Source organism: Rhodococcus sp. RCBS9 (assembly GCF_029457415.1).
GTDB classification, from domain to species: Bacteria; Actinomycetota; Actinomycetes; order Mycobacteriales; family Mycobacteriaceae; genus Rhodococcus_F; species Rhodococcus_F qingshengii.
On the sequence record NZ_CP120422.1, the window covers coordinates 3,461,781 to 3,486,542 of the forward strand.

The 24,762-nt window shown below is 61.7% G+C and carries 25 protein-coding genes; 15 read left to right on the forward strand and 10 right to left on the reverse strand.

The genetic code is table 11. The features are described from left to right. A complete protein-coding gene (locus tag P0M12_RS16320) occupies positions 1-753 on the forward strand; it encodes an SDR family oxidoreductase (protein WP_099697061.1) in 753 nt (250 codons plus the stop codon). Then, positions 750-1,238 carry a VOC family protein gene (locus P0M12_RS16325; RefSeq protein WP_058227278.1) on the forward strand — a complete coding sequence of 163 codons (489 nt, stop codon included), beginning with the start codon at positions 750-752 and terminating at the stop codon, positions 1,236-1,238. The genes P0M12_RS16320 and P0M12_RS16325 overlap by 4 nt, the downstream gene beginning before the upstream one ends. Here the strand turns inward: P0M12_RS16325 and P0M12_RS16330 are convergent. Beyond that, on the reverse strand, positions 1,225-2,832 hold the full coding sequence (locus P0M12_RS16330) for an FAD-dependent monooxygenase (RefSeq protein WP_054188048.1): 1,608 nt from the start codon (positions 2,830-2,832) through the stop codon (positions 1,225-1,227). The two genes, P0M12_RS16325 and P0M12_RS16330, sit on opposite strands and share 14 nt — an antisense overlap. Positions 2,833-3,645: 813 nt before the next feature. Here P0M12_RS16330 and P0M12_RS16335 point away from each other — a divergent pair. The 6 genes from P0M12_RS16335 (at position 3,646) to P0M12_RS16360 (ending at position 8,198) form a co-directional block, all read left to right on the forward strand. After that, positions 3,646-4,821, forward strand: a complete 1,176-nt coding sequence (locus P0M12_RS16335) for an alkane 1-monooxygenase (RefSeq protein ID WP_099697058.1) — start codon at positions 3,646-3,648, stop codon at positions 4,819-4,821. Continuing rightward, positions 4,818-4,988 (forward strand): rubredoxin, encoded by a 171-nt coding sequence (locus P0M12_RS16340; protein ID WP_007734092.1) that lies wholly within the window; start codon positions 4,818-4,820, stop codon positions 4,986-4,988. Before P0M12_RS16335 ends, P0M12_RS16340 begins: the two co-directional genes overlap by 4 nt. A gap of 30 nt (positions 4,989-5,018) precedes the next feature. Next, entirely contained in the window at positions 5,019-5,210 is a 192-nt protein-coding gene (locus P0M12_RS16345; protein ID WP_007734094.1) for a rubredoxin, read from the forward strand. Further along, the gene (locus tag P0M12_RS16350) at positions 5,210-6,466 is read left to right on the forward strand and encodes an FAD-dependent oxidoreductase (protein ID WP_277376567.1); all 1,257 of its coding nucleotides are present in this window, start codon (positions 5,210-5,212) and stop codon (positions 6,464-6,466) included. The genes P0M12_RS16345 and P0M12_RS16350 overlap by 1 nt, the downstream gene beginning before the upstream one ends. 74 nt (positions 6,467-6,540) lie before the next feature. Next, on the forward strand, positions 6,541-7,167 hold the full coding sequence (locus tag P0M12_RS16355; protein ID WP_007734097.1) for a TetR/AcrR family transcriptional regulator: 627 nt from the start codon (positions 6,541-6,543) through the stop codon (positions 7,165-7,167). A 197-nt stretch (positions 7,168-7,364) separates the two neighbouring features. Then, positions 7,365-8,198, forward strand: coding sequence for a hypothetical protein (locus tag P0M12_RS16360; protein WP_007734098.1), 834 nt, complete (start codon positions 7,365-7,367; stop codon positions 8,196-8,198). Between the two features lie 73 nt (positions 8,199-8,271). Here the strand turns inward: P0M12_RS16360 and P0M12_RS16365 are convergent, their stop codons facing one another. Together P0M12_RS16365 and P0M12_RS16370 are read right to left on the reverse strand one after the other, a co-directional pair. Beyond that, a complete protein-coding gene (locus P0M12_RS16365) occupies positions 8,272-8,643 on the reverse strand; it encodes a hypothetical protein (RefSeq protein ID WP_007734099.1) in 372 nt (123 codons plus the stop codon). Positions 8,644-8,645: 2 nt separating this feature from the next. Then, positions 8,646-9,806 (reverse strand): Rieske 2Fe-2S domain-containing protein, encoded by a 1,161-nt coding sequence (locus P0M12_RS16370; RefSeq protein WP_003945847.1) that lies wholly within the window; start codon positions 9,804-9,806, stop codon positions 8,646-8,648. 195 nt (positions 9,807-10,001) lie between these two features. Here P0M12_RS16370 and hsaA point away from each other — a divergent pair, with 195 nt between their 5' ends. The 4 genes from hsaA to hsaB are packed head-to-tail and all read left to right on the forward strand — an operon-like array spanning position 10,002 to position 13,549. Beyond that, positions 10,002-11,177: a 3-hydroxy-9,10-secoandrosta-1,3,5(10)-triene-9,17-dione monooxygenase oxygenase subunit gene (gene hsaA / locus P0M12_RS16375; RefSeq protein WP_039973406.1), complete on the forward strand. Its 1,176-nt coding sequence runs from the start codon at positions 10,002-10,004 to the stop codon at positions 11,175-11,177. A 10-nt stretch (positions 11,178-11,187) separates the two neighbouring features. After that, positions 11,188-12,066, forward strand: coding sequence for a 4,5:9,10-diseco-3-hydroxy-5,9,17-trioxoandrosta-1(10),2-diene-4-oate hydrolase (gene hsaD, locus P0M12_RS16380; protein ID WP_007734101.1), 879 nt, complete (start codon positions 11,188-11,190; stop codon positions 12,064-12,066). Next, positions 12,066-12,968 carry an iron-dependent extradiol dioxygenase HsaC gene (hsaC, locus tag P0M12_RS16385; protein ID WP_158170140.1) on the forward strand — a complete coding sequence of 301 codons (903 nt, stop codon included), beginning with the start codon at positions 12,066-12,068 and terminating at the stop codon, positions 12,966-12,968. Before hsaD ends, hsaC begins: the two co-directional genes overlap by 1 nt. Beyond that, positions 12,965-13,549, forward strand: a complete 585-nt coding sequence (gene hsaB, locus P0M12_RS16390) for a 3-hydroxy-9,10-secoandrosta-1,3,5(10)-triene-9,17-dione monooxygenase reductase subunit (protein ID WP_003945677.1) — start codon at positions 12,965-12,967, stop codon at positions 13,547-13,549. Before hsaC ends, hsaB begins: the two co-directional genes overlap by 4 nt. Before the next feature lie 67 nt (positions 13,550-13,616). On the opposite strand, the gene P0M12_RS16395 is transcribed toward hsaB, so the two are convergent. Further along, positions 13,617-14,441 carry an Abi-alpha family protein gene (locus tag P0M12_RS16395; RefSeq protein WP_003945623.1) on the reverse strand — a complete coding sequence of 275 codons (825 nt, stop codon included), beginning with the start codon at positions 14,439-14,441 and terminating at the stop codon, positions 13,617-13,619. Between the two features lie 2 nt (positions 14,442-14,443). After that, complete coding sequence (locus P0M12_RS16400; protein ID WP_007734105.1) at positions 14,444-15,718, reverse strand: hypothetical protein; 1,275 nt, start codon at positions 15,716-15,718, stop codon at positions 14,444-14,446. Between the two features lie 330 nt (positions 15,719-16,048). Here P0M12_RS16400 and thrS point away from each other — a divergent pair, with 330 nt between their 5' ends. After that, positions 16,049-17,269 (forward strand): threonine--tRNA ligase, encoded by a 1,221-nt coding sequence (gene thrS, locus P0M12_RS16405; RefSeq protein WP_073512031.1) that lies wholly within the window; start codon positions 16,049-16,051, stop codon positions 17,267-17,269. Here thrS and P0M12_RS16410 read toward each other — a convergent pair. Next, entirely contained in the window at positions 17,266-17,712 is a 447-nt protein-coding gene (locus P0M12_RS16410; protein WP_003945852.1) for a MarR family transcriptional regulator, read from the reverse strand. The genes thrS and P0M12_RS16410 overlap by 4 nt on opposite strands. Before the next feature lie 143 nt (positions 17,713-17,855). On the opposite strand from P0M12_RS16410, the gene P0M12_RS16415 reads away from it, so the two are divergent. Further along, the gene (locus tag P0M12_RS16415) at positions 17,856-19,052 is read left to right on the forward strand and encodes an MFS transporter (RefSeq protein WP_064075146.1); all 1,197 of its coding nucleotides are present in this window, start codon (positions 17,856-17,858) and stop codon (positions 19,050-19,052) included. An 81-nt stretch (positions 19,053-19,133) separates the two neighbouring features. Here P0M12_RS16415 and P0M12_RS16420 read toward each other — a convergent pair whose 3' ends face one another. From P0M12_RS16420 to P0M12_RS16430, 3 genes are all read right to left on the reverse strand, one after another. Next, positions 19,134-21,191 carry a neutral/alkaline ceramidase gene (locus P0M12_RS16420; RefSeq protein WP_158170141.1) on the reverse strand — a complete coding sequence of 686 codons (2,058 nt, stop codon included), beginning with the start codon at positions 21,189-21,191 and terminating at the stop codon, positions 19,134-19,136. Positions 21,192-21,286: 95 nt separating this feature from the next. Beyond that, positions 21,287-22,015 carry an acetoacetate decarboxylase family protein gene (locus P0M12_RS16425; RefSeq protein ID WP_007734116.1) on the reverse strand — a complete coding sequence of 243 codons (729 nt, stop codon included), beginning with the start codon at positions 22,013-22,015 and terminating at the stop codon, positions 21,287-21,289. Beyond that, positions 22,012-22,872 (reverse strand): SDR family oxidoreductase, encoded by an 861-nt coding sequence (locus tag P0M12_RS16430; protein WP_158170142.1) that lies wholly within the window; start codon positions 22,870-22,872, stop codon positions 22,012-22,014. The genes P0M12_RS16425 and P0M12_RS16430 overlap by 4 nt, the downstream gene beginning before the upstream one ends. A 139-nt stretch (positions 22,873-23,011) precedes the next feature. Here P0M12_RS16430 and P0M12_RS16435 point away from each other — a divergent pair, with 139 nt between their 5' ends. Further along, positions 23,012-24,217 (forward strand): cytochrome P450, encoded by a 1,206-nt coding sequence (locus tag P0M12_RS16435; protein WP_158170143.1) that lies wholly within the window; start codon positions 23,012-23,014, stop codon positions 24,215-24,217. Here the strand turns inward: P0M12_RS16435 and P0M12_RS16440 are convergent. Then, positions 24,206-24,640: a cupin gene (locus tag P0M12_RS16440; RefSeq protein WP_003945598.1), complete on the reverse strand. Its 435-nt coding sequence runs from the start codon at positions 24,638-24,640 to the stop codon at positions 24,206-24,208. The two genes, P0M12_RS16435 and P0M12_RS16440, sit on opposite strands and share 12 nt — an antisense overlap. Between the last annotated feature and the right edge of the window lie 122 nt (positions 24,641-24,762).

A 24,762-nucleotide genomic window follows, 5' to 3' on the forward strand; every position in this document is an offset into this window, starting at 1 on the left:
ATGGCAGACGTACTGGCCGGAAAAGTGGCCTTGGTGACCGGCGCGTCCTCAGGGTTGGGGCGCGCGGTGGCCGAGATACTCCACCGCAGGGGCGCACAGGTTTTCGGTATCGCCCGCGACAAGGAAAAGCTGCGACAGTCGATGGTCGAGGTGGTCGGCGCGGATGGAGAGCGTCGTTTCGCGGCGACGGACGTCTCGGATTCCGCTCAGTGTGATGCGGCCGTGCAAGCGTGTGTCGACGAACTCGGTGGTATCGACATCCTCGTCAACGTGGCGGGATCGCACTCGCTTCGTCATACGGCGAATATTGCGGATTCCGAATGGGCACATGACCTTGCGGTCAATCTGAACGGACCGTTCTTCCTTTCCCGAGCAGCACTGCCGCACTTGCTGGAGCGGGGCGGCAACATCGTCAACGTCTCCTCGATCGCGGGGCTGGAAGGGCAGGCGTACTCGGCTGGATACTGCGCTGCCAAGCACGGGCTCATCGGACTGACTCGAGCGATGGCGATGGAGTTCACCGGAAAGTCTCTGCGTGTCAACGCAATCTGCCCCGGCGGCATGATGACTCCTCAAGTCACCGGATTCACCTTCCCCGACGGAGTCGACTTCGACCTCGTCATGAAGGTTGCCTCGCCGCGTGGCTTGATGGAAGCCGAGGACGTTGCGAAGATGGTGGCTTTCGTCGCCTCCGACGACGCCTCGGCGATACACGGGGCCGTCTACTCGGTGGACAACGGAAAAATGGCATGACCCCGTTGGTCTCGGGACCGATCTTCCAGATCTGCTGGGCGGTCGAGGAGATCGAGGCCGCCGAACAGGAGTTCACTCGGCAGTGGGGAGTGGAGCGATGGCTACGTATGCCAGACATCGCCTTTGGTCCCGAGACCACAACGTATCGAGGTGAGCCCGCGGACTATGTCGTTCACGTGTCGATCGGATATGCGGGCAGCCAACAGCTCGAGTTGATCCAACCAGTGTCCGGACGCAACCTGTACACGGAGTTCCTGGAGACTCACGGCGTCGGAGTTCATCACATGGCTTGGGTTCCAGGCGATTACGAGGCGACGTTGCTCGAGGCCGAGCGTCGCGGAATGTCGGTGGTGCAACAAGGTCGGGTAGAGGGCGCCGGCATGGAGTTCTCCTACCTCGATGCCGGGCCGTTGGGTGGATACGTCGAGTTGATGAAGCTCTCGCCCGAGATTCGGTTGATGTTCGCTTCGCTCATTCCTGATTGACGGCAAACAATTTCGTGAAGTAATCGGAAACGTTCTCCGGGTGACCACGGAATCCGAGGTAGCCGTCGGGGCGAATGACCAGCGCCGCCGTACCTTCGACCCCATACGCGGCGCACAGTTGCGAGGCGTTGTCCTCGATGATCGGCACCAGCGAGTCGACGGTCACGGTTCCCGGTGGCACTATCGCGTAGACGTCCAGCAAGCCGTGCGCTGATCGAATTGCGGCGTCGGCGACCTTCTCCAAGCTGTTGATGCTCTCCGCGGATCCGTCCGAAGTCAGCAGTAACGTGTGGTCGACTCCTGACAGCAAGTCGAACAACCGAATTGGGTACTGAACACCGTCTCGGCGCAAACCGCGCGCATCGGGTGCGCGTTCGCCCGGTTGGACATGCGGACTCGAAGAATCACGCCCGCTGTTCAGCGGACTCTCCGAGTAGTCGATCAACAATTGAGCCTGGCGCCGCATTGCCGTGTCGATCGAGGACTCTCCCGAACCGATTCCTTCTCGAGCATTTCGGACGGTCATCCCGACGACTTCTTCACCAACCGGTCGTCTTTCGGCGTCGTAGGTCTCGAGAAGATCTGCTGTTGCAACACCTTTGACTGCGAGCGCTATCTTCCATGCGAGATTGTGGGCATCTTGGATCCCGGTGTTCATACCCTGAGCACCAGTCGGGGGATGAATATGCGCGGCGTCGCCGGCGACAAAAACCCGTCCGCGGCTGTAAGCGTCGACGATGCGGTGGCTGATGCGAAATACCGAGGACCATCGCAGCATCGAGGCGGTTGTCGGCTCTGGGGAGAGTCTGTCGAGCACGGCCTGGATGTGATGGAGTTCAGGTGTCTTGCCGGTTGAAAAACCGTGTTGTACAGCGGCTTTGTTCGACGATTCGTCCGGCATCAACTCGTCCGGAACGAGCATCGACATGCGGTACCGCTTGTGTCCGGGAAGTGGGATGCAGACGAGTAGATCGTCGGTGGTTCCGTCGTCGCTGGTGTGGTTGGCGCGGACGGAGTAGCCGCTGGGTATCGACCAGTCGACTTCGACGTCACCGAGCATGTAGCTCTCGGCAAATGCGCCGCCCTCGAAGCTCAGGCCCAGCCCTTTGCGGACCACGCTGTGCGCGCCGTCGGAACCCACCAGGTACTGAGCCGTCACGGTACTGCCGTCGCTGAGGGTGCAGGTGACGGCGTCGTCGGACTGTTCGAATGCAGTGAGGCCGACTCCGCGTTCGACGGTTGTTCCCAACTCGGTGAGGCGCTCGGTGAGGATGCGCTCCGTCGAGTACTGAGGCAGACAGAGAAACCAGTAAGGAACGTCCTCGGGGAGGGTGAGGTCGACGCGGCCGACCTCGACGCCGTTCGTGTACATGATCTGACCGCGCATCAATGTCGAGGCGTCGAGTGCCTGGCGGAGCACCCCCATGTTCTCGAAGAGTTCGAGAGTGCGTGGCTGAATCCCGACGGCTTTCGCGTATTGCCGCGGTTCGTCGAGCGGGTCGACTATTCGACAGGAGATACCGCGTCTGCGCAGCTCGATCGCGGTGGTCAAGCCGATCGGGCCGGCGCCCGCTACCAATACGTCGGTATCCATGAGGACCCACTCACGTCGGGGACAGTCGGTCATTTCAGTATGGGTAAGCGAACTTTCGTTTTGGGGAAATTCGCGCAAATCGGACATCGAGAGGTTGCGTCTCGCACCTTCTGTCCGTCCGCGCACCGACTGTTTTGCGCTATTGCTCGTCTTCGAAGCCGAGCGCGATTCTCCTGCACAGAAGCGTGAGCTCGACCTCGTCGACGCGTGGCGCGTCGTCCCATGAATCGACGTCGTTCCAACTCACTGAACTCGGAGCGCCGAAAGGTCTGACGAAAACGTGCTGATGAAAGTGGGGGACGCTTAGCCCAGCGATCGCGGAGAACACGAATTCCGGAGTCAATTCCGAGTCGAGGGCACGTGAGACGCACCAGACCGCGTGTGCGATGGCGAGTGCTTCAGGTTCGGATAGTGAAGGCAACCCGGACACGTGTCGACGGGTCTCGATGAACACATATCCAGGAACCGAACGTCCGTGTGGTGGAGGGGGCCGATGGGAGACAACGACGAAGTCGTCCTCGAATATTCGAGGGCTGACGAGCGGGCCTGTTCCTCGGTGTTTGGCGCATATTGCGCACGTTGACGTCCCCATTCCACTTTTGTAGCGAGTGTGGCGCGGTGGCGGAAGATTTGCGATCAGCCCGAACGGAGGGTTCATCTAGATGTACAAATTGACATGTTTGTAAAAGTTTTACCTTGAAAATCGTTGACAAAACGCCATCATTTGTCCACTCTCTATACATAGATGTTGTTCGTGTCGCGGATTACCGCGCAGGACGCACTCACTGATCCGAACGAGAACTGGAGAATTCGATGGCGGCGTTGGTGTACACCGAGCCAGATGGTCGGCTCGCAACTTGGAGAGACCGGAAACGCTACTTGTGGCTGCTGGCGCTGATTCCGTCATCGGCAACTTTCATCGCCGTGGGGCTTGTTACCGCCACCGGATGGAATGTCTTCTGGTGGACCGGCCCACTGATCGCTTTTGCTCTCATTCCCGTCATCGACATCCTGGCGGGTGAGGACGGGAAGAATCCGCCCGACGAGGTGATCGACGAACTCGAGAACGACCGCTTCTACCGGTGGTGCACCTACGCCTATCTGCCGCTGCAGTACACGGCCTTCTTCCTGTCCTGCTACATCTGGGCGCGTTGGGATTTGAGCGTTCTCTCCAATATCGGACTCGCAGTGACGATCGGTGTGACGGCCGGAATCGGCATCAACACAGCCCATGAACTCGGGCACAAGAAGGAGAGCGTCGAGCGCTGGTTGTCCAAAATCGTTCTCGCACAGAGTGCTTACGGTCACTTCTACCTCGAGCACAACCGTGGCCACCATGTGCGAGTGTCGACTCCGGAAGATCCGGCGACCTCGCGCTTCGGTGAGACCCTCTACGGTTTCTGGCCGCGCAGCGTCGGCGGGGGATTGAAGTCGGCGTGGCATCTCGAGAAGACCCGCTTCGAGCGTTTGGGCACCACGCACTGGAGCATCAAGAACGACGTGCTCAACGCCTGGCTCATGTCGGTTGTTCTGTTCGGTGTCGCGTTTGCAGTGTTCGGGATCGGCATCGCGCCGTACCTCGTGATCCAGGCGTTCATCGGGTTTTCGCTGCTCGAAGCGATCAACTACCTCGAGCACTACGGACTCCTACGTCAGAAAACCGCAAGCGGACGGTACGAGCGATGCACGCCGGCGCACAGCTGGAACAGTGATCGCATCTGCACCAACGTCTTCCTTTATCACTTGCAGCGGCACAGCGATCATCATGCGAATCCGACACGGCGCTACCAAGCGCTTCGCAGTATGGAAGAGGCCCCTCAGCTCCCGAGCGGCTACGCCAGCATGATCATGCTCGCAACAGTCCCGCCCCTGTGGCGCAAGGTGATGGACCACCGCGTTCTCGAGCACTACCGAGGTGACATCACCCAGGTCAACATCGCGCCGAAGAAGCGGGCCAAGATCCTCGCAGCCTACGGGGTGAACGCATGAACGCCTACATCTGCCCGATCTGCGACTACACGTACACCGAATCGACAGGCGCTGCGCGAGAAGGCTTTCCGCCCGGCACGCCGTGGTCGAGTATTCCGGACGACTGGTGCTGCCCCGACTGCGGCGTCCGCGAGAAGGTCGACTTCACCCTCGTCACGCAATCCTGATCGAAATACCCACCGGTGAAAGGAAAACCGATGTCCGAGACTGCCACTGCTTACAAATTGTTCCGCTGCCTCCAGTGCGGGTTCGAATACGACGAAGCGATCGGCTGGCCCGACGACGGTATCGAGCCGGGTACTCGCTGGGACGAGATTCCCGAAGACTGGTCCTGCCCTGATTGTGGTGCCGCCAAAGTCGATTTCGAAATGGTGGAGGTGGACCGCTGATGACAGCGGTCAGCGAGCCCGACACACGCACCGTCGTGATCGTGGGCACGGGCATCGCTGGTTCCGGTGCCGCGCAGGCCCTGCGCAAGGAAGGGTTCGGCGGCAGCATCATCCTGATCGGCAGCGAACCTGAGGAGCCGTACCGCCGCCCAGCGCTGTCGAAGGAGCTACTGTCCGGGAAAGCGTCGTTCGATCGGGTTCGGTTGCGGCCGTCGACTTTCTGGAACGAGCAGGGTATCGATCTTCGGATCGGCGCAACTGTCACGAGTATCGACACAGATTCCCGCACAGTACTTTTAGCCGACGGTGACAGCATCGACTACGACGTTCTGATTCTTGCCACGGGTGGACGGTCCCGACGGTTGGCCGCGGAAGATTCCGAGCGCGTTCACTATCTTCGGGATATCGCAGACATGCGACGCTTGCAATCCCAGCTGATCGAAGGATCCTCGCTATTGGTGGTCGGCGGTGGCTTGATCGGATCGGAGGTGGCGTCAACGGCACGCGACTTGGGTTGCAGTGTGCAGGTTCTCGAAGCGCAACCGGTGCCCCTGTCCAGGCTGCTTCCACCGTCGATAGCGGAGAAGATCGCCGCGCTGCACGTCTCGGCGGGCGTCGCCTTGCAGACGGGAGTCGACCTCGAGACGCTCACGACGGGTGCCGACGGCGTCACCGCACGTGCGCGTGACGGACGCGAGTGGACAGCGGAGTTGGCCGTCGTCGCAATCGGATCCTTGCCCGATACCGATGTGGCTGCTGCTGCGGGTATTGCGGTGGACAACGGGATTTCGGTAGACCGATACCTCCGGACCTCCGTCGACAATGTGTACGCGATCGGCGATGTGGCCAACGTGCCCAACGGTTTTCTCGGCGGCATGCACCGTGGTGAGCACTGGAACACTGCGCAGGACCACGCAGTTGCAGTTGCCAAGACCATCGTCGGGAAGGAAGAACCCTTCGAATCCGTCCCTTGGAGTTGGTCGAACCAATTCGGCCGCAACATTCAAGTAGCGGGTTGGCCAGGCGCGGACGGCACCGTGATTGTTCGAGGAGACTTGGACTCCTATGACTTCACTGCGATCTGCATGCGCGACGGAAATATCGTCGGTGCTGTGAGCGTGGGCCGGCCGAAGGACATTCGTGCCGTCCGAACCCTTATCGAACGCTCCCCGGACATCAGCGCCGACGTACTCGCCGATACAAACAGGGATCTGACCGAACTTGCGGCGGGTCTTGTCGCCTCACCGGTGCTCTGAGTGCACTCGTGACTTCTGTGGCTTGCGTGTCCACCGTTTTGACACCGAGCACGGGCGATGGAAATCTTCCCGATATGTCCACCGCTCGTGCCCGTGTCCCGTACCACGAGGCAGCTCGTCAACTCCTCCGTGCGTCAGCGCTCGACGCCACACGCGAACTCTTGACCGAGAAATCGTGGAACGACATCACGATGGCGCATATCGCGGAAGCTGCGGGCATGAGCCGGCAGACGTTGTACAAGGAGTTCACGTCCCGCCAGGGATTGGCGTCCGGATACCTCATCCGTTTCGTCGACGAGTTCCTCGAAGAGGTGGAACGCGAAGTAACGCTGCATCATTCGGATCCGCGGGGCGCGGTCTCGGCAGCCTTCCGTGCCTTCTTCGACGCCGGTGCACGGGATCCGATGGTGGTCAGCATTGTCGGTCCCCGGCCGCAGCACGACCTGCTGAGCTTGGTCACCACTGACGGGACTCCGCTGCTCGAACATGCGAGCGCGAGGTTGGCCGAGATCTTCATGACCAGTTGGGCGAACGTCGACCGCATCCATGCCGAGATGTTCGGCAGCACGATAGTGCGTCTGGCGATCAGTCACGTGACGTTGTCTTTCGGTACCCCCGATCAGATCGCCGAGAACCTGGGGGAGATGTTCGGGCCGTTCCTCGATCAGGTCATCGGTTCGGGCACAGTCGAACCGAACTGAGTCGACAGGATCGATACGGTTTCCGGGCTAGGACGGAAGTTCGATCGAGCGTGATCGCCGTAGTTCTTTGGTGGGAAATATCGTCGTTATGTGTGAATCCGCGTCTCACTTCTCGGTAGCGTGCCGGGCGTAGATCGAGGTGCGATCCGCAGGGGGTGGCTCTCGTGAATTTCCGTCAACGGTGGAGGAATTCGAAGATGAAGAGCCGCAACAAATCTCGAGTGATGTCGACAGTCGCGCTAGTTGCAACATTTGTCATGGCCGGTGCAGGTGTGGCAATTGCCGACGAATCATCGTCAGGGTCTTCCGGCAGCGGATCGCTCGGTTCCTCCGGTGCGGCAGCGGTTGATCCGTTGACCTTCGACGGTTGGGGCACGTGCCCGATCGAGGATCTCGAGGTGACGACGTGCGCCAGCGTCGTAGTTCGCGGAGGGACCATGAAATTGGGCGCACTTTCGGTGCCGATCCCGGACGGAAGCCTCAAGGTTGCGGGCGGAGTGAAATACGCGACCCAGCCGGACAACAGTTTCGTCGAGACGTTCGTCGCCAAGCAGGACGGGTCCAACGGGGTCTATTCCAATCCGATTTCGGTACCCGGAGGTGCTCTCGGGATCGATACTCCGCTGGGACTGACTCAGATCAGCGCGACGGTGGAATCGGTGGGAGTCCCGGATCTGAAGGTTCTCGAGCAGGAACTCACCATGCCTGTTCGATTGAAACTGTCTAATCCCTTGCTCGGTGACGATTGCTACATCGGTTCGGTTTCGAATCCGATCAACCTTCACCTGACCACAACCGGAAACCCTCCGTCGGAACCTATCGGTGAGTTCCCCGGTGCAGTGTTCCCGGCAGTCCCACATTCGGATGCGGTGTTTGCGGCGCCGGGAGCCAGCGGGTGTGGACCGCTGGGTGCGCTCAACTGGGCCGTGAATCTACGCGGGGGAGTGCCGGCGGCCAGCGGAAAGAACTCTCTCACCACGTCGAGCGACGTCTACGCGGTGGCTGCACGAAAGGTGCGACCGCCTGCCTGACGGACGCGCAGGCGCTGGAACGTAAAACGAGGGCCGACCCGTGGTGGGTCGGCCCTCGTTCTGCACAATCAGGTCAGCTGACCTCGGGATCACGCACCGTGATGGTGCCGTCCCTAACCGCGTCGGCGATGCTGTCGTGCAGTTTCGGGCATCCGTCTTTCAATGCCGTCGACTGCCCGGAAGCAATTGCCTCTTTGAAGGTGTGGCAACGCAGCGCCGGGTCGGAAGTCCACTGCACGCTGGTGTGTTTGTACGTGTTCTTGCGAACCAGTACACACGCGCCGCATGCCTTGCAGTCGACTTCCTGCAGACCCGAGTCGAGGTATTCGTGCTTGTCCTCGATCGTCTGGGCCGCGATCGCCTCGAGCCGTTCCGTTTGCCCGGCAAAGTCCGGTGCCTTGGCCCAACGAGCCCACCGTGCGTCGGTTCCGATCGAGGCGCTCACGACTAGACCTCTGCTTCCTTCTTTGCCGCTTCTGCTGCAGCTTCCTTCTCGGCCTTCTGGCGTGCGAGGTTTTCCTCGACCTCGGCGTGCCAGGCTTCGTTTGCCTTGGTGGTGTCCACCTCGAACTCGAAGCGCTGCGTCATCTTCTCGGTGACGTCGGCCTTGTCCACGTAGAACTGCTCGTACCAGCGTCGTAGCTGGTAGACGGGGCCGTCTTCTTCGCAGAGAAGGGGATTCTCGATCTTGGTCTTGTTCTTCCAGATCGCGACGTCCTGCAGGAATCCCTCGCTGATGCCCTCGGTGAACTTGCCGGCCAACTTGTCGGCCATCTCGTCGGAGACACCCGTCGGCTTCTTCACCGTCACGCCCCACTGCAGCACGAACGAGTCCGGGCTGATCGGGTAGTGGCAGTTGATCAGAACACTCTCGACCTCGTATCCGCTGTAGCTGTTCCACAGGGGATTGACCATGTACGACGGTCCGTAATACGCAGCTTCGGAGCGAAGCAGCGTGTCGCCGCCGTACTGGGAGGCCATTCCGATGTCGGGACGGCCCGTGGTGTTGAGGTACTGAGTGGCGATCTCACCTTCGAAGACGTTCTTGAAGTACGTCGGGAAGGCGTAGTGGATGTAGTAGAAGTGCGCCATGTCGACCACGTTGTCGATGATCTCGCGGCAGTTGGACCCCTCGATGACCATGGAGTTCCAGGTCCAGTCGGTCCATTCGTCGCTGTACGCGCCCTCGATACGAGGAATCACGATCTCTTCGGGCGGCGGATTGCCCTCGGGGTCGTTCCAGACGAAGAGCTGACCGTTCTGCTCGAGGGTCGTCCACGCGCGGGTGCGTGCGAGCGGAGGCACGCGGCGGGCATAAGGAATGCCGGTGCACTTGCCGTTGCCGCCCCAGCGCCAGTCGTGGAAGGGGCAGGCGATGGAATCGCCCTTGACCTCGCCTTGTGTGAGGTCACCACCCATATGACGGCAGTATCCGTCGAGAACTTTGATGTCGCCCTTGCTGTCGGCGAACACCACGAGCTTCGTACCGAAAGCCTCGATCGCGTGCGGTTTGCCGTCCTTGAAGGTCTTCAGTAGACCCAGGCAGTGCCAACCGCGGGCGAAACGAGTTTGCACCGTTCCGACGTCGATCTCGCGAATCTGCGCCATTGTGACCTCACATCCCTTCTAGCTGTTAGTAGAACACGTTATAGAACTCGATCCGGTTCCGCCAGATTTTGGGGGCACTTGTTACAGCATTGCGGCCACAAACGGGACCTTTGTCAGCGTCTCGACAGAAAAGAGAACGTGTTCTAGTCTCAAGTGTAAGTGAACCAACCGATCGAGGAAGACGGGAGCGTCGAAGTGGGTAACCATGACAGCCACGAGGTGATGCAGAGGCTCGACGCACTACTGCCGGCACTGCGCGAGCGCGCACAGGAGACCGAGGATCTGCGTCGTATCCCCGACGAGTCCATCAAGGCTCTCCAGGAAACAGGCTTCTTCCGCTTGCTGCAGCCGAAGCAGTGGGGCGGATACGAAGCCGATCCGGTGCTGTTCTACTCCGCGGTCAAGAAGATCGCCAGCGCGTGTGGTTCCACAGGGTGGGTCTCCTCGATCATCGGGGTACACAACTGGCACCTCGCCCTCTTCTCTCAGCAGGCACAGGAAGACGTGTGGGGCAACGACACTGACGTTCGCATCTCGTCCTCTTACGCCCCGATGGGTATGGGTGAAGTAGTCGAGGGTGGATACAAAGTCAACGGTGCGTGGGCGTGGTCTTCGGGTTGTGACCACGCCAGCTGGGCCGTTCTCGGTGGTCCGGTGTTCAAGGACGGCCGCGCAGTCGATTTCGTGAGCTACCTGATTCCTCGCGAGGACTACCAGATCGACGACGTGTGGAATGTGGTCGGTCTGCGTGGAACCGGCTCCAATACCGTTGTGGTCAAGGATGTTTTTGTTCCCAAGCATCGCGTTCTGAGCTTCCGGGCGATGAGCGAACTGACCGCCCCGGGCCTCGAGAACAACACCGCGCCGGTCTACAAGATGCCGTGGGGAACCATTCACCCCACGACGATCTCGGCACCGATCGTCGGAATGGCTTACGGAGCTTACGAAGCGCACGTCGAGCACCAGGGCAAGCGTGTGCGCGCTGCGTTCGCCGGCGAGAAGTCGAAGGACGATCCGTTTGCCAAGGTGCGCATCGCCGAGGCGTCCAGCGACATCGACGCCGCGTGGCGTCAGCTCTCCGGCAACGTCGCCGACGAGTACGCGTTGATCCTTGCGGGCGAAGAGGTTCCGATGGAACTGCGGCTGCGCGCTCGACGTGACCAGGTGCGCGCCACGGGCCGCGCGATCGCCTCGATCGACAAGCTCTTCGAGAACTCCGGCGCCACGGCGCTGCAGAACGGCACTCCTATCCAGCGTTTCTGGCGCGATGCTCACGCTGGTCGCGTCCACGCCGCCAACGATCCCGAACGCGCCTACGTCATGTTCGGAACCGGCGAATTCGGTCTGCCGATCACCGACACGATGGTCTAGAGGAGGCTCAGTGACAACCACCGAAGAAGCCCTCACCTACGAGTCCACTTCACGGTTCGCGCAAGTGCGCCCCGATCTGAAACTGCACTTCCACGAGTCGGGCGTCGGAAACGACAAGACCATCGTGCTGCTGCACGGCGGTGGCCCAGGCGCGTCGTCGTGGTCTAACTTCGCCCGCAACATTCCGGTGTTGGCGAAGAGCTTTCACGTCATCGCGGTCGATCAGCCCGGTTACGGGCAGTCCGACAAGCCGACGGAGCATCCGCAGTACTTCGTGCACAGTGCGTCGGCGCTCAACGATCTCCTGGACACGCTCGAGATCACCGGTCGCGTTGATCTGCTGGGCAATTCGCTCGGTGGTGGCGCTGCTGTTCGCTTTGCGCTCGACTACCCGGACCGTGCGGGTCGCCTCGTTCTGATGGGCCCCGGCGGTCTGAGTGTCAACCTGTTTGCGCCGGACCCCACCGAGGGCGTCAAGAACCTCGGAAAGTTCAGCTACCAGCCCACCCGAGAAAACCTCGAAGCATTCCTGCGGATCATGGTCTTCGATCAGAAGCTGATCACGCCGGAACTCGTCGACGAACGTTTCGCTGCCGCCAGCACTCCCGAGTCGCTGGCTGCGGCCAAGGCGATGGGTAAGTCCTTCTCCAGCGGTGACTTCGAGCTCGGCATGCTCTGGCGCGAGGCGTACAAGCTTCGTCAGCGTGTGTTGCTGATCTGGGGCCGTGAGGATCGGGTCAACCCTCTCGACGGCGCACTGGTCGCGCTCAAGATGATCCCGCGCGCGCAGCTCCACGTCTTCGGCGGTTGCGGTCACTGGGCGCAGCTCGAGAAGTTCGACGAATTCAACCGGCTCGCAACCGACTTCCTGCTCGACGGAGGTAAATGATGGGTATTCGATCTCTGGCGTACATGCGCATCGGGGCCACCGACATGGCTGCGTGGCGCGAATACGGACTCAAGATCCTCGGAATGATCGAGGGCAAGGGCGTCGACGCGGAATCGCTGTATCTGCGTATGGACGACTTCCCGGCGCGTCTTGTCATCGTTCCGAACGACACGGACCGTCTGCTCGTCTCGGGTTGGGAAACCGCGAATGCCGCTGAGCTGCAGGATATCCGTGACAGGTTGTCGGCAGCCGGTGTTCCGTTCAAGGAAGGCACGGCGGAGCAGCTCAAGGACCGTCGCGTCGACGAGATGATCGCGTTCGAGGACACCTCGGGCAACTCCCTCGAGGTGTTCCACGGAGCTGCTCTCGAACACCGCCGGATCGTGAGCCCGTACGGGCACAGGTTCGTGACGGGTGAGCAGGGCCTCGGCCACGTCGTGCTCACCACCGATGACGACGATGCTTCGCTGCGGTTCTACCGCGACGTACTCGGATTCAAGCTTCGCGACTCGATGCGTCTGCCTCCGCAGATGGTCGGCCGGCCCGCGGACGGCGACCCGGCGTGGCTGAGGTTCCTCGGCTGCAACCCGCGTCACCACAGCTTGGCGTTCCTGCCGTTGCCCAACCCGACGGGCATCGTGCACCTGATGCTCGAAGTGGAGAACTCCGACGACGTCGGACTGTGCCTCGACCGGGCACTGCGCAAGAAGGTCAAGATGTCGGCGACTCTCGGTCGCCACGTCAACGACGAGATGCTCTCGTTCTACATGAAGACTCCAGGCGGGTTCGACATCGAATTCGGTTGTGAGGGGCTAGAGGTCGAGGACGAAAACTGGATCGCGAGGGAAAGCACGGCCGTGAGCCTGTGGGGTCACGACTTCACGGTGGGAATGAAGCCGTGAGTTCGCCCGACGCGTCGGTGAGTGCGGAGCAGGCGATCGATCCACGCCAGTTCCGCACGGTTCTCGGGCAATTCTGCACGGGTATCACCATCATCACGACAGTCGACGACGGTGAGCCTGTCGGGTTCGCATGTCAGTCTTTCGCGGCCCTGTCACTCGACCCGCCTTTGGTGTTGTTCTGCCCCACCAAGGGTTCTCGGTCGTGGGCGGCAATCGAGCGGACCGGTAAGTTCGCCGTCAACGTGTTGGCGGAGGAACAGCAGGCGGTGTGTGCTCGTTTCGGGTCACGTGAGCCGGACAAGTTCGCCGGCATCGATTGGACGCCATCGCCTCTGGGCTCGCCGATCATCGACAAGTCCCTTGCACACATCGACTGCACGGTGGAAACCGTCCACGACGGTGGCGATCACTACGTCGTCTTCGGTCGGGTGTCGTCGATGAGTGAGATCAAGACCGAACGCCCGCTGCTCTTCTATCGCGGGCAGTACACGGGCATCGAGCCGGACAAGACTGTTCCGGCTACCTGGCGTGACGATCTGGAAGCGTTCCTGACGACCACGACAGAAGATACCTGGCTTTAGGGGGCAAGCCCCCTGTGCGCCTTTTTGGTAGTGGTAACTACCAAAAAGGCGCACAGGGCCGGAGGCCCTACAGAGAAAAACAGGTATGACAGAAGTCGTCACCGAACGGCGTCAACAGGATGCTACGACGCACTATCTTGTTCGATCGGCCGGCGCGCTTGACCGCCTCGATCACCGACGGCTGTACCTCGACCACCTGGTACCGGTCGGCCTCGACGGGCTCTCGTGAGAACGCCACCAAACCGAGCCGATGCAGGTTGTTCAGGTAGGCGCTGATGCGGTCCAGATGACGACAGCCCGCCAGTTCTCCGATCATCGACAGACCCTCGTCGATCATCTCCGAGCCGACTCCGAACGGCCGCGCCGTGCGTACGTCCACGCTCGGTTGCGCACCGGAGGTGGCCAACAGCCGAAGAATTCGGGCTTCGTCGGGTGCGATCTCGTCGAGGATCCGGTCGTAGGCCGGGTGCAGATCGTCACGATCGGTCACGTCCGCGGAACGGTCCAGCAACCTGTCGCCACGTGCCCGCAGCGCCGCGAGAGTGGCCTCGACGCTCTGCTTGCGATTGGTACGAGTTGCCATTGCTGCCCGTAGGTTCTCGGTCCGCGAGCCGTCTCCGTTGGAGTTCTCGGCCCGACGTTCGGATTGAACATTGGCCGATTCAGCGGCCTCTGCCGCGGCTTCGGCGGCAGCCTGAACGATCTGCCGCGTCGCCTCCTTCGCTGTTCCGAAAGCCCACCCTGTCAGCTTGATCGACGTGAGCGTCGTCGTGGCGGTCAGCCCGACGAGGCTACGGATCAGACGCTTTTCGACGGATTCGACCGGCGTGATGTCCGCAGCCCAGTCGTACGATTCCGCTTCGACGATCATGCGATGGTCGTGCTCACTCATGCTCATACTCCGAATATTGCGAGGTGTAGGAAACCGGCAAACGAGCCCAGCACGGCCCCGTGTACGAACAACAGCCACTCGTCCTGCTTGACGGCTGAGCGTAGTAGTTCGCTGAAATCTTCCGGTGAAAGGATGCTCATGCGTTCGGTGACGAAGACACGAATCTTCTCCGACTGGTTCTCGGCGAACTCCGCGTCCTCGAAGACCCTTGGGTACAGGTCGAGCACTTCGGTGGTGGCCAGGCCGGGCAGACGCTTGTAGCTCTGCGAACCAACGGTCATCTTGACCACCGACTTTGCCCAGCCGGCTGCGTCGTCGACGGATTCGCGCAGTACCTGATCGAGCATCCGCCGCGTTCGGTCCGAGCGGGGACCTTCGAGGAGTTCGGTGCCGATGTTCTCGAGCGTCACGACGTGATCGGCGAGGGTTTTTGCGTACCCGGCGATGATCTCGGTGCGGCGTTTCAGGAACAGTCCCTGCCGCCACGGCACCCAACGGCTGGGGGTGATCGGTTCGAAGATCATCGTGATTCCGAGGTAGTTCACGATGTACCCGATGATCACGCCACCGATGGGAAGCACCCACCACTGCGGAACCAGATGGAGGATTCCGACGAGCACGAAGCCCATCGGGAACCCGAAGTAGAAGCCGAAGTTCTGCATGAACCTGAGCTCTTTGTTGCCCATCGTGCGGAAGATGTCGTTGAGCAGTTTGGGGTGCGAAGAGAGGTAGCGGATCACCATCAGCTTCGCGTCGATGAACTCGTCGATGTCCTCTTCGATGCGGTCGGTGATCATGCGCACGCTGGCCGGCAGATCGTCCTCCACCTTGCGGAAGACGGCCTCCTTCACCGACGTCGGAAGGTTGTGCCAGAGCTGAGGATTCTCGGCCGTCATGATTCTGGTGACCACGCCGCGCACTTCACTGCGAGAAATGTTCACCAAGTGCTCGGCGATGCTGTCCGGGTCCAGGACGCGATAGAAATCGGCGATGCTGCCGACTTTCGCGAGGGATTTGTCGACGGCGATCGACGCCATCTTCTCCGCCCGCGAGGGGACGATGCCTTGCCAACCGAATCTGCCGTCGCTGGTGATCGCGGGGATCACCTGAACGCGCCGGGGGAGGAACGGGAAGAGCAGTTTGAGTCCGGGCACTTTGATCCCGTGGAAGTTGATCGGCGCAAAAAGCATCAGGACGCCCGACCAATTGGTGATGTACCCGATGATTCCCGTGAACAAAGGAATGGTGATCAACTGTTCGAGCAAGTGGTCCGGCACCGTCGCACATCCTCCTCATATCCGAGAACCTCACGTTCGGACATGATTGCCGAAACTTCGCTCTTCGTGGGTGTTTCGTTGGCTACTGCTGCGCCTTCCCAGTTGCGTCAGCATAGAGGCCCGACAATTCGGGCTGTAGGTGGGTAGGAAGTTGATGTAACCTCACGTACATGGTCAGTATTGCGCACAACACGACGACGCCGGTTCTCTTCCGGCGCATCGTTTAGCAACTGCTGACCGAACCCTTTCAGCCCCGGGAGTTATCGCCCCGGGGCTTTCCTGTTTCGTCGCTCCGTGTGCGTCTCCCCTTGAACGATTTGGAGACCTCTCATGAGCGTTGACCACCGCGAACTCGGGCGCGACCTGGAGTTTTTCGCCACCACCCCCATCGTCGGGGCGGGCCTCCCACTCTGGTTACCGGACGGCGCGATCATCAGGAACGAACTCGAAAAGTTCGCCGCCGAACAAGCAGCGCGATCCGGATGCCGGGGTGTCTATACCCCCGTTATGGCGAAGAAAGAGTTGTACGAGAGATCTGGGCATTGGTCCAAGTTCTCGGACGACATGTTTCCCGAAATGAAGATAGGCGGAGAGTCATTTCTCCTTCGTCCGGCTAACTGTCCCCATCACGCTCAGGTATTCGCCGCTCGCGGTCGTAGTTATCGCGAGCTACCTTTCCGGGTTCGTGAACTCGGCTCGATGTTCCGTAGCGAACTCTCCGGAGTTCTCAGCGGATTGAGTCGAGTCAGACAGATCAATCTCGACGACGCACATGTCTTCTGTAGTCGCGAACAAGTGCAAGCGGAAGTGATCGTCGCGCTCGACGCGATCGAGCGCTGCTACTCGACTCTGGGGATTGCCGAACGGAAGTACCGCCTCTCGATCAGAGGGGGAGAGGGGCAGTACCTCGGCACCGACGAGCAGTGGGCGGACGCCGAGGATCACCTTCGCGGGGCGCTGAATGCACGCTCGATCGAGTACGTGGAAGCGAAGGGGGAGGCAGCGTTCTACGGTCCCAAGATCGACGTCCAGGTGCGAGACGCGCACGGCCGCGAGGAAACACTCTCGACCGTGCAACTCGACTTCAATCAACCGGAGCGGTTCGACCTCGAGTACACCGCTGAGGACGGATCCAAGGCTCGCCCCGTCATGATCCATCGGGGCTTGCTCGGATCGATGGAACGCATGACTGCGCTTTTGATCGAAAGGTTCGAAGGGCGGATGCCGCCGTGGCTGGCACCCAACCAAGTCTCGATTCTGCCCGTCGGCGACCGGCACCAGGTTGAGGCCGAGCGTTTGCGGGCCGATCTCGAGGCTCGCGATGTTCGAGTGGCGATCGCGCCTGACGGATCGTTGGGACGTCGCATCCGCGAGGCACGCACTCACCGTGACCCGTACATCGCGGTGATCGGAGACAACGAGGTGCACGGCGGCACCGTCGACGTTCTGGTCCCCGCGCGTGGTGGGCGGGTGGTCGTCGATGCGAGTGTGTTTGTCGCTCAGGTGGTCTCGGGCATCAAAGAGCGTGCCCTGCTTCCGGCAGACTTCTAGCCGACGGGAAGCTCGTGGAGGGCGCGCACCAGTGGCGCGAGTTCGGGTGTCTTGCATGCCTCGTCGAGTGCGGCTTCGAGGGTGGCGTCGTGCGTCGGCCGTGCGCTTTCGAGAAGCTCGCGGCCGGCCGGCGTCAGCTCGGTGTAGATGCCTCGACGGTCGTCGGCGCACAGGATGCGCGTCAATAGTCCTCGATCTTCGAGTCGATTGACCAAGCGCGTCGTGGCGCTGCTGCTCAGTGCGGCAGCGCGAGCCAACTGAGCCATCCGCATGTGCCAGCCATCCTGGCGGCTCAGTGCGTCGAGCACGGTGTATTCGACGACGGACAGTTTGTGCTCACGCTGGAGCGCGCGTTCCAGTTCGGTGTCGAGGGCGCCGTGCAGTGCTGCGAGCGTGCGCCACCCTTGCGAACGGATTTCGACGGCGTCGTCGGCGATCCCCATGTGATTCTCCTTGTCCGTTTCCTGCGACTCCAGGTTACCAGCTTGCGCATGTAGCGCGCGCGTGCAACTATTTATAGCGCGCCTGCAACTAATGCACACGCCCGCTAACGGCTTACGCGTAAATCTGTGAAAGGAACATCGAGATGCCATTGGGTCTCATTGCCCTCGCTATGGGCGGGTTCGGGATCGGCCTCACCGAATTTGTCATCATGGGCCTCCTGCCCGAGGTCTCGGCTGATTTCGAGGTCACCGAGTCCGTCGCGGGCTACCTGATCTCGGGCTACGCACTGTCGGTGGCGATCGGCGCGATCCTCCTGACCGCTGCCGTCACCCGCTTCGAGCGCAAGAAGGTCCTTCTCTCGCTCATGGTGCTGTTCATCATCGGCAACCTGATGTCCGCGCTCGCTCCCTCCTACGAGGTCATGATGGGCGGACGCATCGTCGCGGCGCTGTGCCACGGTGCGTTCTTCGGAATCGGCTCGGTGGTTGCCGCCGACATGGTCGCGCCCAACAAGCGCGCCGGCGCCATCGCGATGATGTTCGCGGGCCTGACCATCGCCAACGTTCTCGGCGTTCCGTTCGGCACGCTGCTGGGCCAGCAACTCGGATGGCGCTCGACGTTCTGGGCCATCACCGTCATCGGCGTCATCGCCCTGATCGGAATTGCAGCACTCGTCCCGACGACGCCCGCCAGCACGACCGGTGGCGGATTGCGCGGAGAGTTGGGGGCATTCCGCAACAAGCAGGTATGGCTCTCGATCGCCATCACCATCCTCGGCTACGGCGGAATGTTCGGAGCCTTCACCTACATCGCCTTCACCCTCACCGAGGTCACCGGCTTCGCGACGTCCAGCGTTCCGTGGCTGCTCATCCTCTTCGGCTCGGGCCTGTTCGTCGGTAACTTCCTCGGCGCCAAGGCGGCCGACCGTTCGCTCACGAAGGCGCTGGTCTGGATTCTCGCGATCCTGACCGTCGTTCTGATCGTGTTCGCCGCCACCGCGGAGAGCAAGGTCATGACAGTGATCTCACTGTTCTTCATGGGCGCCTTCGGTTTTGCGACGGTACCCGGGTTGCAGATGCGGATCATGAACTACGCGTCGGCAGCACCGACCATGGCATCGGGTGCCAACATCGCCGCCTTCAACGTCGGCAACGCACTCGGGGCATGGCTGGGCGGAATCACCATCGCCGCGGGACTCGGCTTCACCTCCCCGATCTGGATGGGAGCGGCAGTCACTGTCGCCGGTCTGCTGGTCTTGCTCGTCGCGGCGAAAATCGACCGCCCGGCAGCGTCAGAGCCGTCGACGCCGAGCACCTCGCTGCACCCGACCGCCGCCTGAACCTGTCCACTGCGCTCTGACCCCATCGCGTGAACGTATCGCTCCCCTTGTCCAACAAGGGGAGCGATACGTTCACGCGGGTCAGGTGAGGCGGAATTCGGCGGTCACCCCGGAGAACGGCGAAATCGCGCCGCTACCCCGAGCCTTCGACGCACCGAAGTGTTGGACTCGATACGTACCCGCCGGAGTATCGGCCGGAACATCCCACGTGATGCGCACGACGGAACCGTTGCTCCCGACCCGGCGCCAGTGCAGTTTGGTGGACCAGTCGTTGTCGTCGGCGACCCGTGTCCAGGATCCGCCGGTATTGCGCTGGATCTCGTAGAAGGTCCCGTTTCGGTGAGTGTCGTTCTTGGGGTGGCCGGTGACGAACTCGACGGCAACCTGCCCACCCGGTGAGGTGTCGCCGGGTTGGACGGTTGCGTCGCCGAATTGTGTTCCCGGCAAGGGCTCGTCGAAGTCGACGCCAGGTCCGAAGCTGGGTTGGAACCCGGACAGGTCGGCCGGAGCGGGGCCGCGAGGAGGTTCGGTGCCGTCGCGCATCGCGGCTGCAAGGGCGGCATACCCCTGCTGATAGGCCGGCAGTGTGTAACGACCGAACATCGTCGAACCGCCCTCGTACTGCTGCGAATCGTATTCCTGTGGTGTGGTGCAGTAGCTCGAGTACGAGTTCGCGTATCCCTGGAAGATGACGTTCTCGAGGGGAACCCCAAGCTCCTCGGCGACGGTTCGACGCACTCGTAATCCGGAGACGATGGTGAATTCCGCAGGGCCACCGACGATGTAGAACTGACCGATCCGCAGGATCTGGATCTTGAGTACGTTCGGCACCCATCCTCCCGGTGGCAGCAGGCCGACCGGAACGACTACGAGTTTGGGCGCCTGTGCGTCCTGAAGCCATTGAGGCACAGGAGCATCCATACCGCCCAGGGCGTCGATCATGGGGTTTCGGGTGCCCTCGGGGAAGATCGGGATTGCCGGTCCGTCCTCGACGCTTCCGGCGCTCATTGCCGCGCCGATCGCGGCCGGAGCGGTGCGGTGCTCGCGTCCGTCGGGGGTGAATCTTCCGCTCACCACCTGATTTGCCATGTCCAGGTACATGATCCGACTGTCGACGCCACCGGTGACGGTGTCGGACGCCGCGTCGAAGGCAGTTCGAGCCGCCGCAACCTGGCGCAGCCCGATGATGCGTGCGTTCTCGAATTCGTCTTCGGTCGGTCCGCGTCCGGGCTCGAGGAAGAGGTTGGGTGACATGTCGCCGCTGTTGGTCTGCGGAAACGCAGCAATGAAGCTGGTGTCGCCGTCGAGGTAGCGCACGCCCTGGTCGTCGTGCTCCCAGAAGTACGCCGCGGCGCCCTTGTTGTCCCCGGAGATGAGATGGTTCTCGTTCGTGAGCGAGGCGCAGTGGGTGGCGAACCAGTTGATCGCTCCGATGTCCTTGCTGCCCCGACTGATCCGCATGACACGCATGTGGTGGTCGTTGCCACCGGGGTAGTAGGCCTTGTCCTCTTCGGGATTGAGGTCGAACGCCACTCGCGATCGGTTGACGCTGGCATCGGTGAGATCGGACCGCCCGAAACGGACCGTGCCTGGCGCCAGGTTCTCGTGCGCAGCGCTGATCGCCTCGACCATGCCGTTGACCTCGGCTTCGAACACCTGCAGTTCGAAGCCGAGAACTGCGAGGTTGTACGCGTAGTTGTGCGAGGCCCCACCACATGCCGCGTGTGAATGGATGGCCGTCAACATGACGTTGCGTTCGGTGTAGATGTCACCGAACCTCCCGGCCAGTCGGCGCAGGACCTCGTCGTGAACGGACTGGAAGATCATGCAGTTGTCGACGCACACGTAGGCGACCCGCGACCCGCCGGACTCGAAGATGAAGGCGCGTGCGCGCATTCGCTGGTGCAGGCCTTCGGCGCGTTGATCGAAGCTCGAGTAGCCCATCATGCCGACTTCGGCGACCGGTCCGGTCACGTCGGAAATTCCGACGCCCACCTGCAGTGACGCCGACGACTTGTCGGTGCGTGCGGGTGAAACGGTGCGTGCCGGCGAAGCTGCGACGGCCTGGTTCGTCGACAGAGCGGCGAGCGCAGGTGCGGCGGCAGCGCCTGCCAGTACGGTGCGTCGGGTGATCTGCACGAGTGTCCTTTCGGGCGGTCTGACGCGAGTTGGTCAACCGTCCAGGAGTGTAGCCCGAGTCACACGTGACCGAAAGGGGTGCCGTCGGCCGACACTCAGATTGTTGTGGCCTCCCCGAACGTCATCGCCAGGTTCTTGATGGTCGTGGTCATCAGGGCCCGGCGGGGGAGTCCCAGTTTCCGAAGCTCCGCCGCCATCGGGTGACTGCCCAGTTGAACCTCGGCTCCACCAGGGCGCGATTTGACGCCGGTCGGTGCCATGTCCCACGACGTGCACCTGGTGGCGCCGTCGAGATGTGAGTACGCGGCCAACGACATGTTGGCTCCGCCGCCCGGCACGCTGACGCCGGATTTCACACTCAACTGTGTGATGAGTTTGCCGTCGCGAGAGACCGATCCGCGCTTGACCGAGCCGACGTGCTCGGTGTCGAACTCGGCGAGCACCTTCGGGAATCCCCAGATTTCCCGGCCGGCGGCCTTGGTGAACTCGCCGTCCACCGGCAACTCGTGAATGAGTGCCCCTGCAGTTCCGGCAGCGAGCGAACGTAGATCTCCCAGCACCGAGGTTTCGGGAGGCGCAGTGTGGCTGCGCACCATGTACGTCACTCCGAATTCGTTGTACGGCCCCAGATCCCCGTCGATGTAGTCGACAAAAACCAGGCCGCACAGCGCCCGACCGGGACGGTACTGGAGCACCGTCAAGCCGGTGTAGTCGATGATCGACTGCGCGGTTGCGCTGGGTACCGAATACAGCGCCATGAAGGCCGACGCGGTGCGAACCTCGACCGGCATCTCGACCTTCTTGCCCAGAATCGTGTAGCTCATGGCGCGACCACCCCGCGGAGTCCGTCGGAGCCGTAGACGGGTTCGAGCATCGAGCGGAAATCCGGTCCGCGGCGCAGCATTTGGCCTCCGTCGACGTTGATGATCTGCCCGGTGATCCAGGTGGATTGCGGTCCGAGGAGGAAGGAAGCGAGGCCGGCGACGTCCTCGACTTCACCGACGCGTTCGAGTGGAGTGTTGGCCAGGTAGTCGTCGAGGATGGGGCCACCGTCGGTGATGAGCGCGACCAGATCCGTTCGGGTCAACCCCGGCCGAATCGCGTTGACACGAATGTTGCTGGCGCCCAGTTCGTCTGCCGTCAACCGCACCAGGTGGTCGACGCCGGACTTCGAGACTCCGTACGCGCCGAACCAGCGATGTGTGTTGCTGCTGGCGATCGACGAGATCGCGACGATGGATCCACCGCCTCCTGCCACCAGTGCCCGCGCGCCGTGCTTGATCGTCAGCATGGTCCCCGTGACGTTGAGGTCGACGGTGCGGCGCCACGCGTCGACGTCGAGTTGCGTGACCGGGGCGATGGTTTCGTTCCCGCCCGCGCAGGCCACCACTCCGTCGAGCTTTCCGGTGACGGAGACCGCCGCGGCGACAGCAGCGACGACGTCTGCCTCGATCGTGACGTCGGCAGGAGAGGCGCTGACCGATCCTTCCGGACTCGACTGCCGGATCGATTCGGCGGCAGCATCGAGTTTCTCCTTGTTGCGTCCGCAGATCGTGACGTGAGCGCCGGACCCAACCAGCGAACGAGCGATGCCCAGGCCGATGCCACTACCGCCGCCGGTCACCAGTATCGATGTGCCGGCGAAAGTGGGTATGCCCGCTGAGGCGGTGTCGTCGTCCATGCGTGTCTCCTGGTCGTTGCTCCGGCGGGCTCGCGTGCTGATTCTGGAGGTTTTCCGGTTCGGCTTCGGTGAAAACGCCCCACGCTATATAGGAACAGGTTCTACTTATTGAGGCAAGGGTTGTGCGAGAGGTGGAGTGATGGCTACCAGACCGACCTTCGATTTGATCGACGGACGCTTCTACAGCGGAGACCTCGGGAATGTGCGCGACGCGTACGCCTGGATGCGTGATCACGAGCCCGTGTACCGAGACGACGCCAACGGAATCACCGCGGCCGCGAGCTACGACGCCGTCGTCGCAGCCGAGCGGGATCCCGAACTGTTCTCCAACGCCGGCGGCATCCGTCCCGAAACGGGTCCATTGCCGCAGATGATCGACATGGACGACCCGCAGCACCTCACGCGTCGACGCTTGGTCAACGCGGGTTTCACACGTAAGAAGGTCGAAGCCAAGGCCGGCCGTATCCGGGAGATCTGCGATCAACTGATCGACGCCGTCTGTGAGAAAGGAGAAGCCGACTTCGTCGCAGACCTGGCGGCACCACTTCCCATGGCCGTCATCGGCGACATGTTGGGTGTCCGTCCCGAGGAACGCGCGTTGTTTCTGCGGTGGTCGGATGATCTGGTGAAGGCATTGGGAAGCAACGCTTCCCAGGATCAACTGCAGGCCATGATGGTTGTGTACGTCGATTTCACCGCGTACATGATGCGAACCATCGCCGAGCGGAGGAGCGACCCGGCCGACGATTTGGTGAGCACGTTGATTCACAGTGCGGTCGACGGCGAAGCCCTCTCCGATCAGGAAATCGTCAACGAATCCCTGCTGATCCTGATCGGCGGTGACGAGACCACACGGCACGTGCTCAGCGGCGGCATGGAACAGCTACTGCGCCATCCGGACCAGCGCCGGGAGCTAGTCGACGATCCCGATGCCATTCCCTTGGCAATGGAGGAGATGCTGCGGTGGTCCTCGCCGATCAAGAACATGGCTCGAACCCTGACCCGTGACACCGATTTCTTCGGCGCGCAGCTGAAGGCAGGTGAGAAGATGCTGCTGCTCTTCGAATCGGCAAATTTCGACGAGTCCGTGTTCCTGAACGCCGAACGGTTCGATGTCGGCCGCACACCGAATCCGCACGTGGCCTTCGGCTTCGGAACTCATTTCTGTCTGGGCAATCAGCTGGCCAGGTTGGAGGGACGGATCATGTTCGAGCAACTCTTCGCCAGGCTGCCGGACATGGAACTTGCCACCGACGCGCCGTTGCAGCGGCGTGCGGCCAACTTCGTGTCCGGGCTCGAATCGATGCCGGTGCGGTTTAACTCTTCTGCCCCGTCAGCCGGGTAGTTGGCAGTTAGGAGGCGCAGCATCTTCGGAGAGGGGGCTGCCCGCCGGATTGACGTAGACGACCTCGAGCACCAATGGTGTTGTCTGCGAGTTGTTTCCGATGTGCACATGATCTGAACCGCTCGGTTCGATCAAAGTATTTCCGGCGCTGTAGATCCCGTCGACGGAGCAATCGGATCGGTAGTGGCTCAACGTGCCCTGCGCGATCAGCGCGTAGAGCGTCCCGTCGTGGAAGTGCCAACCGGTGGAACCGCCGGGGTCGATGGTGATCTGGCGCAGGATGTAGTCCTTGCCGTCGAAAGTCACCTGCCCGAGGATTTCTCCGTGTACTCCCGTGCTCGGTGTTGCCGACGCATTGATCGGCGTCAGCGACAGTCCGATCGCTGCGGACACTGCAAGCAGAACCTGATGGCGTTTACGCATGAGCGGCCCTCCCAGACGGATGTACTCCTGAGTGTCCTCCGACAGTGTCCGATTTATCCCGGTTTTCGTGGATCTTGCAGGGTGACGGCAGAGGTATGCCCTTGAGAGGCGGTTACGCTCGT